This window comes from Fibrobacter sp. UWCM (genome assembly GCF_900129735.1).
In the GTDB taxonomy this organism is placed as follows: Bacteria; Fibrobacterota; Fibrobacteria; order Fibrobacterales; family Fibrobacteraceae; genus Fibrobacter.
Map to the genome: position 1 here is coordinate 61,127 of NZ_FQWR01000007.1, position 13,319 is coordinate 74,445.

The 13,319-nt window shown below is 54.7% G+C and carries 8 protein-coding genes; 6 read left to right on the forward strand and 2 right to left on the reverse strand.

Annotated features, from left to right (window positions below):
• Window positions 1–67: 67 nt before the first annotated feature.
• The 6 genes from BUB22_RS06395 (at window position 68) to BUB22_RS06420 (ending at window position 10,214) form a co-directional block, all read left to right on the forward strand.
• The gene (locus BUB22_RS06395; protein ID WP_139258795.1) at window positions 68–2,062 is read left to right on the forward strand and encodes an FISUMP domain-containing protein; all 1,995 of its coding nucleotides are present in this window, start codon (window positions 68–70) and stop codon (window positions 2,060–2,062) included.
• Between the two features lie 12 nt (window positions 2,063–2,074).
• Entirely contained in the window at window positions 2,075–4,018 is a 1,944-nt protein-coding gene (locus BUB22_RS06400) for an FISUMP domain-containing protein (protein WP_083535425.1), read from the forward strand.
• Between the two features lie 9 nt (window positions 4,019–4,027).
• Window positions 4,028–6,133, forward strand: coding sequence for an FISUMP domain-containing protein (locus BUB22_RS06405; protein ID WP_139258797.1), 2,106 nt, complete (start codon window positions 4,028–4,030; stop codon window positions 6,131–6,133).
• 336 nt (window positions 6,134–6,469) lie between these two features.
• Entirely contained in the window at window positions 6,470–7,348 is an 879-nt protein-coding gene (gene dapF / locus BUB22_RS06410; RefSeq protein ID WP_073114407.1) for a diaminopimelate epimerase, read from the forward strand.
• 114 nt (window positions 7,349–7,462) lie between these two features.
• Window positions 7,463–8,671: an LL-diaminopimelate aminotransferase gene (locus BUB22_RS06415; protein ID WP_073114408.1), complete on the forward strand. Its 1,209-nt coding sequence runs from the start codon at window positions 7,463–7,465 to the stop codon at window positions 8,669–8,671.
• A gap of 22 nt (window positions 8,672–8,693) precedes the next feature.
• Window positions 8,694–10,214: a sigma-54-dependent Fis family transcriptional regulator gene (locus BUB22_RS06420; RefSeq protein ID WP_083535426.1), complete on the forward strand. Its 1,521-nt coding sequence runs from the start codon at window positions 8,694–8,696 to the stop codon at window positions 10,212–10,214.
• A 14-nt stretch (window positions 10,215–10,228) separates the two neighbouring features.
• On the opposite strand, the gene BUB22_RS06425 is transcribed toward BUB22_RS06420, so the two are convergent.
• Together BUB22_RS06425 and BUB22_RS06430 are read right to left on the reverse strand one after the other, a co-directional pair.
• Complete coding sequence (locus BUB22_RS06425; RefSeq protein ID WP_083535427.1) at window positions 10,229–11,614, reverse strand: vWA domain-containing protein; 1,386 nt, start codon at window positions 11,612–11,614, stop codon at window positions 10,229–10,231.
• A 153-nt stretch (window positions 11,615–11,767) separates the two neighbouring features.
• Complete coding sequence (locus tag BUB22_RS06430) at window positions 11,768–12,649, reverse strand: LysR family transcriptional regulator (RefSeq protein WP_073114410.1); 882 nt, start codon at window positions 12,647–12,649, stop codon at window positions 11,768–11,770.
• Window positions 12,650–13,319: the final 670 nt, after the last annotated feature.

Below are 13,319 nucleotides of genomic sequence, written 5' to 3' on the forward strand. Positions count from 1 at the left end.
CAATTTAAAAATTTCGCCTATCCCAAATAATCAAAATTTTATAATTTGTACTACAAAAGGAGGACTTGTGAAAAAGTATCTGTTGCCGTCACTGCTCGTGGCACTTCTCTCTCTTTCTTGTTCAGATGAATCCAGTACCCCTGGGTCTCTTGATTTTCCCGAAGAACTCGAACCATCCAAGGACGCCCCCAAGGACTCTTCCAAGGAAGGCGCTCTCGTGACGATTCTTGCAGGGAGCGTGCAAGGGGAATCGCTCAAGGAAGCAAGTGCTGTGCTGTTTGAGCTTGATAAAAATCTGGTCCAGACGGGGACTGCCATGATGGGGATGCTTGACTCCAAAGACCATTACTCGGTCTCCACTACCGGCTTCACTTCCCCGTATGCAGAACTCATCGTGTCCGGCAAGTCCGTGCAGCCCTGTTCCGGCAAGGAAGTTGATTCCAAGATATCGGTCATTGTCGACCTGTCCAAGGATTCTACCGTAAACTTGAACCTGTTCTCTTACTTTTTTTCGGAACGGTTGAAGGAACTCGTGAAGAACAGTAATATGGAAATTTTGAAGGCCTGGGAACAGGCCGAAAAGGAAGTGCGTACGCTCTTTGCCTTGCCCGAAGGTGACGTGGCTCTTGAAGCGTTTGCCGCCTCTGCGCTTATGGATCGTCTTGGAGAAAGGGCTATCGCGAAGAGCGCTCCTCAGTGGCGCAGCGAACTTGCCGAAACCTTCTCGCATGGCGGTGATTTTACCAAGAACGATACTATCCGCGTTATTGGCGGGGTTGCTCTCTTCTATGACATTTCTGCAGGCGAACTGGATTGGTGCCGCGACATCAAGAATAAAGTCTTTGAAAAAAAGGCGGTCCAGGCCTACATGCACACCCTTTGGCTTTCGATACTTGACGCGGAAGAATGTACGGAAGAACGGCAGGGCGAAATCCACCCGGTATTTGACCCGAAGAAATCGCTCACTTACGTGCAGGAGAGTTTTCCCGTCTATAAGTGTGACTCGGGAGCGTGGCACTATGCGTTCGGTTACGAGAGGATGAATGTTACGGATACGGCCGGTCGGGTCGACGGGGACTATCTCAGGCGGGAGGGCTACTCCTATGTCTATGACGAGGTAACAGGATGGCGGTATGCGGATCCTTCCGAGGACCAGTACAAGTCCGGTTGCACAAAGTCCCGCGAAGGGATTTACCTTTCGACTGCGGTATGCATGGGCGGGAGTTGGGTCTCGGTTCCCGAATCGACTTCGGATACCCAAGGTCTTGAATGCGTCGCGGATGACTCGCTGGTCTATGGCCGGTTTACACATGCGGCTTATGTGTGTGAAGGCGGTTCTTTTTACAAGGTTACGGAAATGGACGAGAAGCTTGGCCGCTACTGCACCAAGAAGACCCTCGGCGATACCGCGTATGCCGGGCTCACGCCCTTCCTTTGCAGGGATGACTGGACGCTTATCCCGCCGGATTCCCTGGACGAATGGCTGAAGGATTCCCGTGACGGAAACAGCTACCCGATCGTGCGCATGGGTAGCCAGCGCTGGATGGGCGCGAACCTCAAGTATGTGGATTCGACTGCGAGCCCGAACCTCGCGGGCAATCTCTGGAGGCCTGCGTTCTACTCCTGGACTGCGGCGATGGACCTGCCCGAAGGCACAGACCCTGCTACATACGAGTTCACGTTGCCGCACAGGGGCATTTGCCCCGAGGGATGGCACATGCCTACCAAGGCGGAATGGGATTCCCTCTTCGCGTTTGCCAAAGAGTTTGGCCCGCAGGGCAAGCTCGCGCATAGCCTGATGGGAGGTATCTCGTGGGGCGTCGTGAGCGATGCGATGAAACCCCTTGATACCTTCGGGTTCAACGTTGTCGCTACGGGCCGTCGCGAACTGGACGGAGCGTACAAGAACGACGCGTCGCATGCCTATTTCTGGTTCGTGACTCAGGAAGAGAACAAGTACCAGTACTACTACCTGTGGAACTCGAAGGAAGATGTCTTTGTGGGTAAGTCCGCTGGGCCTGACCTGGGCATAAGCGTACGTTGTGTGGAAGATGCCAAGTAGGGAGGATTGAATATGAAGAAGAGTTTCTTTGCATGTATTAGTTTGTCGCTTTTCACCGCGGCGGCGCTTTCCGCCTGTTCCGGCGATTCTGCTTCCACGAAGGTTCTCGACAATCCCGAGACTCCCGAGAATCCAGATAATCCGGAAAAGACTTCGTTCTACGCCGGATCTGTCAGTGGCAGCGTCGAAGGCGAAAAGTACCTTGATAGTGCGAAGGTAGAATTGTTTGAACTTTCGGACGACATGGAACGGACTGGCAAGTCGGTTACCGGAGATATCGATGCCGCGGGGAACTATACGGTTGTCGCAGATTCGTTCACCTCCCCGTATGCGGAGATTGTCATATCCGGGATGGCCAAGTGGCCCTGCATGCGGCGTGAATACAAGTCGTCGATTTCTAGCGTTGTCGATCTCGCGAAGGATTCTTCCGTGAACCTGAACATGTTTACCGACCTCGCATCCGCGAAGGCGAAAAAGCTCGTGAAGGACAAGGGCGAGACTTTTGCGGAAGCCTGGGAACAGGCGGAGAAGGACGTGCGCAAGTGGTTCGCGCTTGGGAGCGATAGCCCGTCGCTCAAGTCTCTCCACATTGACGGCAGCAACCGCTCGGTGGAACTGCTTACGGCAACGGTGTTGCTCGAGAAATTTTTCCCGACAACAACTGCGCTGGACTTTGGCGAAATCCGCCAGGGCGCATCTAGCCTCTTTGCAACGTTGGACAACCTTTCGGATGACGAGATTTTCTATTCGCTAGGGTTCCTCGCGTATGCGATTGACTTGGATTATGGTCGCGGTCAATGGTGTATGGATGGGTCGGATTTCTATCCGGAATCTAGCGAATTCCGGACGTATGCGCACTTGCTCTGGCTGTCTCTCATGGGCGAAACGGAATGTTCCGTCGACTTGAAGGATTCCGTGCACAAAACAAAATTTGCCGTAACTAATTCTGCCGTGCGAGTGCCGAAGTATTACACCTGCGATGGCACAAAGTGGAAATTTGCCGGGATAGAAAGCATGCCGCTGCGTTACCCCGATGCCGAGGACGGCCTGTTCGTGTACGACGAACTTGGTAAGGCTTACGTGTTCGACAAGGATAGCGGCTGGCGCTATGTTACAAAGGCGGAACTCGACCTGGAAGTGGGTTGTATCAAGTCCCGCAAGGGCAAGATTGAAGACGCGTATTTCTGCTCTGACTCCGGCTGGGTAAAAATGCCCAAGCTCGACCAGAATCTCGGAGCCTTCTGCAACAGTGATACCCGCGGCGATACCGTGCACGTCGGGTATTCTTCCTTCGTTTGCGACAGTGCCTGGAAGGTCATCCCTGCCGACACGCTGGATGAATGGGTCGAGGACCCGCGCGACGGCAAGTCGTACCTGATTGTACCCATGGGGAGCCAGCGCTGGATGGGCGCGAACCTCAGGTACAGGGATTCCGTAAAGACGCCGAACCTGGCCAGCAACACCTGGTGCTTCGAGAACTGGGAATCGTACTGCTCCGGGCCCTACGGCGTGTTGTATTCCTGGACTGCGGCGATGGACTTGCCCGATGACATCAAGGCCGATACCGTGAAACTCAAGCTGCCGCACAGGGGTATTTGCCCCGAGGGCTGGCACGTGCCCTCCAAGGCGGACTGGGACACGCTTTTTGCCTTTGTCGAGAAGTACGGCCCCGAAGGGAAACTCGCCCTCACGTTGATGGGCAAAAAGGACTGGGCCGGCGGTGCGCATACGCCGACGCTGAACACGTTCGGGTTTGACGCGCTCCCGTCGGGCCGTCGCAAGGTGGACGGAACTTACGAGGGTGAATACCGGAATGCCTATTTCTGGTACACTGCCGAAACATTCAAGAAACTGCCGTATTACTACATGACATACGCTGAGCCCGATATCGGTGAAAGTTCGTTCGGCGATACGGACTGGGGTGCCGCTGTGCGTTGTGTGGAAGATGCAAAGTAGGTGAAGTACATGACGAATTTACAGAACAAGGTCTTGCCGCTCGTGGCAGTGATTTTACTTTGTCTGGGGGCCTGCTCAAAGTCGGGCGACGTGACCTCCGAAATCGACGACCCGAACAAGGATGCCGACAAGCAGGTGTCCGAGCAGGTGCCCGCCCGTAGCATCAGGGCTTGGTCCGAACTTTCTTTTTCGGGCCAGACGGCCTCGGTGCATGTCTTGGAACTGGATTCCCTGCTGAACGAGACGGGGCGAGAATTCAGTATGGAGAAGGAAGAGGGTAAGGGATTTTTTGTTGATTCCATCCCGCTGAGGGGGGACTATGCCTTACTGCGTTCCGAGAATTTCGAGATTCGGTACATCCGTGTACCCGGTGCGGAATACAAGCCCGACAGGAAGCTGTCCTTCGACATACTGGTAGACCTTTCGGATACGGTACCGGCGTTCATATCGCTTGCGGGGCATTTCGTGACCGGTCGTGCGCGTTTCCTTGTGGCGCAGGGCGTTTCTCCCGATTCTGCGGTGAGGCTCGCGAATACTGAACTGCTCAACGTGTTCTCTTTCGTTTCTGATTCCGTAGGGAACGAATCGATACTTTCGTCCGCAAATTATTCCGATGCGAATGAAGCGGCGTATGTCATCCAGAAGGCCTTTGAACCGTTCATTCCGGCGGAAATGTACGACGACGTGAAGTCTGCGTTCGAAGAAGCCTTTTTCTCGACAGGCTCTTTCACGTATTTCGACGTGTTTACCGGCGCTGCGGACAATCTTGCAGATTCCTCCCTGCACAGCTCGTTTATTTACGGTTACGATGACGGAACAATAGAAAAGCGCGTTGTCGCCGGGGAAATTTTTAGGCGGCAGTTCTTCGCGAAGATCCTCGGCCTGGGGGCCTGCAAAAAGGACAACCTTTGTGAAATCAGGACGCTGAAGGATTCCCTGAGTAGGTTCGACGGTGGCGAGTTCGTCTGCGATTCGCTCGGCTGGCACATTTCTTCGAAAGTGTTACGCAATACCTGCACTTACGGGCCTGCGAAAGGCTACGAGATGCGCAGGGGTGCGCTCGATACCACCGAGTGGTTCTATTATCACGATTTTTTCGAGAGGTGGCAGGAATGCGATGAAATAGAAAGCGTCATAGGCATGTGCTACGAGGAACGTGAGGGCGAATACGGAGCCATAAACGACAGTGCCTTCTACTATTGCTATAACCGCTTGTGGCTGGATGTCCCGCGTGACGAGTACTACGCGAATTTTATCAAGTGCGATTCTGCCGAGAGGTACATCACATTTGCGAGCGATTCCACGACTCCCTTCTACTGCGAGTACGGTACCCTGCGTTCCTTGACGGATGCTGAACGCACCTTGTATTACAACACGAACGGCCTCAAGTGCGATACCGTGCCCGACTTGATGCTGGGTAACGATTCCGTGACCAAGTATGTGTGCGATGCGGGCCACCTGCGCACTGTAACTGACCTGGAGGCGAAGGCGAATCGCGGCTGCACGAGTTACAATTACGACGAAATCGCGAAGATTGAATACTCGATCTACCGTTGCCGTGGGCAGTGGAAGTACTACAAGGATTCGCTCTACCGCGATACGGTTACCGATGCTCGTGACGGGCAGAAGTACCCGCTTATCGGCATGGGTTCGCAACTCTGGTTTGCGGCCAACCTGAATTATGCGACCGACAGTAGCTGGTGCTTTAACGAGTCGGCTGAAAATTGCGACAAGTATGGTCGCCTGTACCGCCTGGCCGAGGCCGCGGCAGTCAAGGAGGATTCGCTCCTGTGCCCCAAGGGGTTCCATGTGCCGGACAAGGACGAGTTCGAGGCGTTCACCGATTTTGTGTCGCAGTGGCGCCCTTCGGGCGAATCGCTTTCTCCGGTGCTTAAGAGCAAGGCTTCCGGTGGCAATGACTACTTCGGGTTTAATGCGGTGATTCCGGGTTCGCTGGGCTCGGAAGGCTATGCCGGTGGAGCCTTGTACATGTGTTCGAAGGGGCTGCCTACGGCGAATTCCGTGCGCCGCTGGCGCCTGGCTACGGACCTCTCTTTCACCTACGACACAGTATCGAAAACAGCAACCTGCTATATCCGCTGCCTAAGCGATTAGGGCGGGGGTCGTACGACGCCCCTCCCTAAGACCCTCCTGACGCGCGCATAATAACCTAGAGGAGGGATATGGGTTTGGGGTAGGGGCGATTAAGTGCACGGGCACACCTTCGGTGTGCCTGGATTTTAAAAGAATTGCTGGAAGGGAATGTTTTACATAAAATGTAAAAGAAAGAGATATATTTTACATAAAATGTAAAACATACTAATGCTTGATTTTCATTTATTTTCCGAGAAATTGGTGATTTTTATAAAATTTCGCAATTTTTAACAAATTTTGTAAAAATGGCACGTTCTTTGCATTATAGGGGCAAAAATAGTGTAAAAGGACGTCTTTATGGAATTTTCAAAGTGGACCGGGCTGGGCAACGATTTCGTGCTGCTGGAGCCGGGTCAGAAGGTAGAGTTCGGGCCCGCATTTGAGAGTGAGGTCGTTCGCCTCTGTGACCGCCGTTTTGGCATAGGTGCCGATGGTGTGGTTATCGTGACGCCGATGGATGCCGAGGGTTGCCTGGTGCTTGGCGATGCGGGTGTCGGCGCAAACGTGGGGCCGGCATCCGGTTCCGTTCCGAACGGCGTGGATTTCGAGATGCGCATATTCAATGCCGACGGTTCGGAGGCGGCGATGTGCGGTAACGCTACCCGCTGTGTCGCGAAGTTCATCGTGAGCCGCGGGCTTGCAAAGCCGGGTCAGAAAGTTTTCAACCTGCACACAAGAAGCGGGCTCGTGAAGCCTGCGCTCCTGGACGATGGCCGCGTGTGCGTCGACATGGGGAACCCGAGGGATTTTCTCGGGAGCATCAAGCTTACGGCGGACTGCTATGACTTTACCGCGGAGACGGTTTCGATGGGGAACCCGCACGCGGTTATTTTCGTGGACGACATCGAGAAGATTCAGCTGGAAGACTGGGGGCGCGTGCTCGAATGCGACAGGCAGTTCCCGGACCGCTGCAACATTGAATTCGCGCAGGTTTTGCCAGCAGTTCAGGGGGCGCCCACCCAAATCCGCATGCGGGTTTGGGAACGGGGTTGCGGCGTCACCATGGCCTGTGGAACCGGGAGCTGCGCAACCCTCGTTGCGGCCCAGCGCACGGGCCGCGTGGGCGTAGAAGCCGACGTGATTCTCGACGGCGGAACGCTCCACATCAAGCACGAAAACGATGGCCCGGTTCTCATGACCGGCCCCGCACAGGAAGTATTCAGAGGAGTAATTTGAATGTGTGATGTGTAATGTGAAATGTTTAATGAATAATCTCTCATTTGACATTTCACATTTCACGCTTCACATTTGCCTCACCCCACATCTCACATCCCACATTTCACATTAATTATGAGTGATTCCTACATAAATACAAACTACGACTTGCTGCCAGGTAGCTACCTGTTTTCTACCATCGCAAAGAAGATTTCCGAATACCAGGCAAAGAAGCCCGATGCCGACATCGTGCGCCTGGGTATCGGCGACGTGACTACGCCGCTTATCCCTGAGGTCATCAAGGCCATGCACAAGGCTGTTGACGAGATGGCCGAGAAGGGGAGTTTCCGCGGGTATGGGCCCGAGCAGGGCTACGACTTTTTGCGCAAGGCGATTGTCGCGGGCGAGTACACCTCCCGCGGTATCGAGATGGATCCGGACGATATCTTCGTGAGTGACGGTTCCAAGTGCGATGTTGCGAACATCCAGGAACTTTTTACAGAAAATGTAAAAATTGCCATCCCGGACCCTGTCTATCCGGTCTATCTGGACTCGAACGTGATGGCAGGGCGCGCCGGCGTGTTGCAAGATGACGGACATTTTTCTAAGGTCACCTACCTTGCATCGACAGCGGAAAACAACTTCCAGCCCGACCTGCCCAAGAACCCGGTGCAGATGATTTACTTGTGCAGCCCGAACAACCCGACGGGTACGGTGCTCAGCCGCGAGACGCTCCAGAAGTTTGTGGACTACGCGAATGAGAACGGCGCGATAATACTCTTCGACGGCGCCTACAACTGCTATATCCAGGACGAGAGTCTCCCGCATTCCATCTTCGAGATTCCGGGTGCCCGCACCTGCGCCATCGAGTTTAGGAGCTTCAGCAAGACTGCCGGATTTACCGGCGTGCGTTGCGCCTACACGGTCATCCCCCACGAACTTTCGAAACTCCATTCCATGTGGAACCGCCGCCAGTGCACCAAGTTCAACGGCGTGAGCTACGTGACCCAGCGAGCCGCCGAGGCCATTTACAGCCCGGTAGGCTGGCAGCAGACGAAGGCCGTTATTGCGGGCTACATGAAGACCGCGGGCGTTATCCGCAAGGAACTTGCCGCGGCGGGCTACACGGTGTTCGGCGGCGAGCATGCCCCGTACATCTGGTGGAAGATTCCTGACGGCGAAAAGTCCTTCGACTTCTTCGACCGCCTGCTTGCCACCTGCGAAGTCGTGGGCACCCCCGGCAGCGGCTTTGGCCCCTGCGGCGAGGGGTACTTCCGCCTGACCGCCTTCGGCGACTACGAACGCACCTGCGAGGCCCTCAAGAGAATCCGGCAAAAATTGTAGGAATTGCTATCTTATGTCACATATGTCAACACCCATAGGTCCAGAAATCTCGGTTATCCAAAAGATTAGCGTTGCGATTATTCACGAACGCAACGTGGAGAAGTTGTTGGAAAACGTTCTTGGTATTCTGGAAACGGAACTCGGCATGTTGCGCGGCACGTTTGCGCTCCTGTTCGGCGACACCCTCAAGATTGAAGCCTCGCGCGGTCTTGACGAATCCGAAAAACAGAAAGGCCTGTACCGCATGGGCGAGGGCATTACGGGCCATGTTGCCGAACGCGGTGTGAGTCACGTGATTCCTGACCTGCGCAAGGATTCCCGCTTCTTGAACCGCACGGGGAGCCGCCATTACGACTTTCAGGTGGCGTTCATCTGCGTGCCACTCATTCACGATGGAGAGGTTATCGGAACGCTATCAATCGACCGCCCCGTGGACGGCACGACTGACCTGGACCGCGACGTTGCCCTGCTCGAGATTATCGCGAACATCACGGGCGATGCGGCGAACGAATGCCTCGAGATGCACAAGGAGCACGAGGCCATGCTCGAGGAGAACCGCAAACTCCGCGACATGCTCTCGAACAACCCGGGCGACCTCGTGGGCAACTGCAGCGAGATGCGCCATGTGTACGAGCAGGTGCGCCAGGTGGCCCCGAGCGATGCGACCGTGCTTATCCGTGGCGGTAGCGGTACGGGTAAGGAAATGATTGCCCGCGCGATTGTGAACTTGTCTGCAAGGAAGGATAAGCCTTTTATTACTCTCAACTGCGCGGCTCTTCCGGAAAACCTTGTGGAAAGCGAACTCTTTGGCCACGAGAAGGGCGCGTTTACGGGCGCGGTGAATCGCCGCATTGGCCGTGCCGAAGCGGCAAATGGCGGTACGCTGTTCCTTGACGAAATTGGCGACCTTACGATGCAGACCCAGGTGAAACTCCTGCGTTTTTTGCAGGAACGTACCTTCAGCCGTGTGGGCAGTAACGAGGAACTCCGTTCCGACGTGCGATTCCTTGCGGCGACAAGCCGTAACCTCGAGGAACTCATCGCGCAGGGCAAGTTCCGCGAAGACTTGTTCTACCGCCTGAACATCTTCCCGATATCGATGCCCGACCTGGCAAAGCGCAAGTCCGATATCATTTTGCTTGCGGAACATTTTATCGAGAAGATGAACCTGCGCTACGGCAAGAAAATCGTGCGTCTTTCTACGACTGCGATTAACCTGCTGATGAGCTACCACTGGCCGGGCAACGTGCGCGAACTCGAAAACTGCATGGAACGTGCTGTACTTACTGCGACGGACGATTGCGTGCACAGTTACAACTTGCCGCCTTCGCTCCAGACGAGCCTGAGTACGGGCAACGTGGCGCGCTTTGGCGAAAAGAACGCGACGCTCGAGGTTCTCATGGAAAACTACGAGCGCGAAATAATTACCGAGGCAATAAAAAGCAACGACGGAAATATTTCCGCCGCTGGCCGTGATCTCGGGGTTTCCCCGCGTATGATGAACTACCGCATGAATAAGCTCGGAATCAAGTCCGGCCGCTAGCGGCTAGATTCCGGTTATTCTGTGTACTTCTTGATAAGGCGAATCATCAGGTCGGCGAGTTTTTCCACTTCGTGGTCACCGACGCTGGCATCGATATGGTCGTTGCCGATTCCGCTGTCGTTGGTGATGAACACGTACGTGCCGCCCGTTGCGACTTCAAAGAAGCGCAGCATGAATTCCGTATCCTTGTCGACACCGCTTGCCGCCACCGGGATAATCTTGATACCGTTTTTCGCGAATTCCTTGATGGATTTTTGCAGGCTTTCGATTACGTCGCTCTCGTGGTGCGCGGGTGCATCGAGGATGAGGAACGCGATGCGTGCACGTGCGGATTCGTTCCACGAGAGGTCCTGCAGTGCAGATTCTAGCGCGGAGTGGACTGCTTCGGGGTAGTCGCCGCCGCCGTTTGCGTACTGCTTGGAAATGTATTCGCGGGTCGTGGTGACGTCGCTGGCGAAATTCTGACCGCGTGTGATATATGAATCGGTCTGGTCGCGGTAGAAAAGCGCCGCCGTGCGCAGATTCACATTGTTGCCGGTGCTGGCGTGGTCGATGATGTATTCGAGGTCGGACTTGAGGAAGGCAATCTCGTCGCCCATAGACCCCGTGGCGTCCACGATGAACGCGATGTCTGCAGAGGCTTCGGCCTTCTTGGCGTCGCTCGTGATGATGTTGACATTGATGGTTTCGTCGTCCTTGCTGGTCACCTTGACTGCTGCTTCAGAAACCTTGCCGTCGACCTTCAGCGAGAATTCTTCTTCTCCTGTGGCCTGTGCGTCGTTGCTGAACAAACTTGCCCAGCAGTAAGCGAACCCGGAGTTGTCGGTCTTGGTGGAGAATTCCACCTTGTCGCCCTTGAGGAGTTCTACACGCACGTTCGCGATGCCCGACTCGCTGCCGTCTATGACCTTCACGGCAACTAGTTTGTTCGGGAAAAATTCCCAGTAATCCGGCATGGTCTCGTAGCTGTTGCTGTCGAGCTTTTCGATCCAGGTGTTCCAATTGTCCAGGTCGTTCCACTCGCCGGCCGTGAGCAGGCCCGACATCCTTTCGTTTGAAACTCCGCCCCAGTGCCCTTCGATGTCTCCAGGCTCTCCAAGATCGAGGCTAGGTTCAGCAACATCAAAAGAGTTCTTCGCGTCGGTCGAGGGCGCGGCTCCGGCAATATCCGCATCCCTGGATGAGAAATCCGATGTAATTGATTCGCTTATCTCGCCGCCCCACTCATATTCTTTACCGGTGCCGGGAGTCTCGAATGTGTTGACGGTCTCCTTGCCTGCGATTACGGAGCCGTGATCGTCATCGTTGCCGGTAATTGCGTTGCTGGTGCTGTCGTCGCTGCATGCGGCACACAACAACGTGAATGCTGTTGTCAGTATGGGTAGGATTTTCGTTTTCATAAGGCTTCTCCTTCTTGCGTTTTTTATAAATATACCTTGCTTATGAAACAAAATCAATGATTTTAAAGCAAAAATTGTGTTTTCATTTTTGAAAAATTGATAAAAATGCCTTTGTATGAAACGGTGCGTTTCATATACCGGCGAAGGGGGCGCCTATTCCCCCAGCACGTGCCGGAGCGTGTCGAGGAAAAGTTCGCCTGCCCGCGTGAACTGCTGGCCCCGCCGCCAAATGATGTACATGTTGGTGGTGAGCTCGGGCATGAGCGGCCTGAAACACAGGCGCGAACTGCGGCTCGTATCTACAAGGCCGTCGAAAGTGAGCAAGTAGCCCGTGCCCTCTTTGGCAAGCACCGAACCATTGTACGAAAGATCCAGCCCCACAATCACGTTCAGCTTCGAAATATCGTCGCCGAACCATTTCGGCAAATCCGCCACCATCGCCTGGCGCGACGCCAACAGCGGCTTGTCGAGCAAATCCTTCGGCTCGATGAAATCCCGCTTGGCCAGAGGGTCGTCGCGACGCATCACCACGCCCCAGCGGTCCACCGAACGCACCGCAAGGCAGTTGTACTTTTCCAAATCGACGTTATCTACAACCACCGCGAAATCAAAAATGCCCTTGTCCAGCTTTTCCAGGGCGCGCTCGCTGTCGCCCGAATATAAGTTGTACTTAATCTTCGGATAGTCGTCCCGGAGAATCCCGATGCACTTCGAAAGAAAATTCACGTTCCGCGATTCCGCGCAGGCAATGGCAATTTCACCCACCACCTCGTCTTCCTTCAGCGACTTGAAATCCTGCACTGTCCTGTCGGCCATCGAAAGGATATCCTCCGCACGCTCCCGCAAGAGTTCCCCCGCAGGCGTCAGCCGAATCGCGTAATTCGTGCGCTCGAAAAGCTTCTCGCCCAGTTCCTCCTCCAGCTCCTTGAGCTGGCGACTCACCGTCGGCTGCGTCACGCAAAGATTATCCGCCGCGCGCGAGACATTCCCCAATCGCGCCGCCTCCAGAAAATACCGCAAAACTCGAAGTTCCATACCTGAAAACTAATAAAATTCAAGCCCCGCGGGTATGAATTTGTAAAAATAATGCCCGAAAGGAATAACTGATTGATTTGACGGGGGAAGCCTCCCCCTGCTTGCAGCCGCCTTGTCCGCGTGTCCTGCTGATTGTCATCCCCGCGATTTCTCTCGTCAACCTCGCGTCTTTTCTCGTCATCCTCGCGATTTCTCTCGTCATCCTCGCGTAGGCGAGGATCTTTTCTGCGCGTCCAAGCCGTCTTCCAGCACCCCCTCTGCGGGCGCTCGCCGCCCCGCAACGCCCCGGCTTACCCCGCCCGCCCGCCCAAATGTCATGCCCCAGTCATCCTGGAGCCGCAATGCGGCGATAGGATCCACTCTGCATCTCCATTCCAAGCGTCATCCCCGCGTCTTTTCTCGTCATCCTCGCGTAGGCGGGCGGACAGCACTTAACAACTTGTTGTTTAGTGCGCATGGCCACCAAGGTGGGGATCTTCCTCTCGCATATTTATATATATTTCCCACAGACATAGCCCGTGACTTTTCAAGGACCCTGAGCCTGCCGAAGGGCCGGCCCAACCTTGATAGAAGCCATGGGCGACCGGAAATTTTGAGATTCGTCTCTTATTCTAGCTACTGAAATCTGGAACATTTCAATAGACCGCTAGGAGTAAGACGAACGCTCACG

Excerpts from the sequence above, each read along its gene's own strand:
- BUB22_RS06400 (WP_083535425.1), top strand. The coding sequence starts at position 2,075 with ATGAAGAAGAGTTTCTTTGCATGTATTAGTTTGTCGCTTTTCACCGCG.
- BUB22_RS06405 (WP_139258797.1), top strand. The coding sequence starts at position 4,028 with ATGACGAATTTACAGAACAAGGTCTTGCCGCTCGTGGCAGTGATTTTA.
- dapF (WP_073114407.1), top strand. The coding sequence starts at position 6,470 with ATGGAATTTTCAAAGTGGACCGGGCTGGGCAACGATTTCGTGCTGCTG.
- BUB22_RS06415 (WP_073114408.1), top strand. The coding sequence starts at position 7,463 with ATGAGTGATTCCTACATAAATACAAACTACGACTTGCTGCCAGGTAGC.
- BUB22_RS06420 (WP_083535426.1), top strand. The coding sequence starts at position 8,694 with ATGTCAACACCCATAGGTCCAGAAATCTCGGTTATCCAAAAGATTAGC.
- BUB22_RS06425 (WP_083535427.1), bottom strand. The coding sequence starts at position 11,614 with ATGAAAACGAAAATCCTACCCATACTGACAACAGCATTCACGTTGTTG.
- BUB22_RS06430 (WP_073114410.1), bottom strand. The coding sequence starts at position 12,649 with ATGGAACTTCGAGTTTTGCGGTATTTTCTGGAGGCGGCGCGATTGGGG.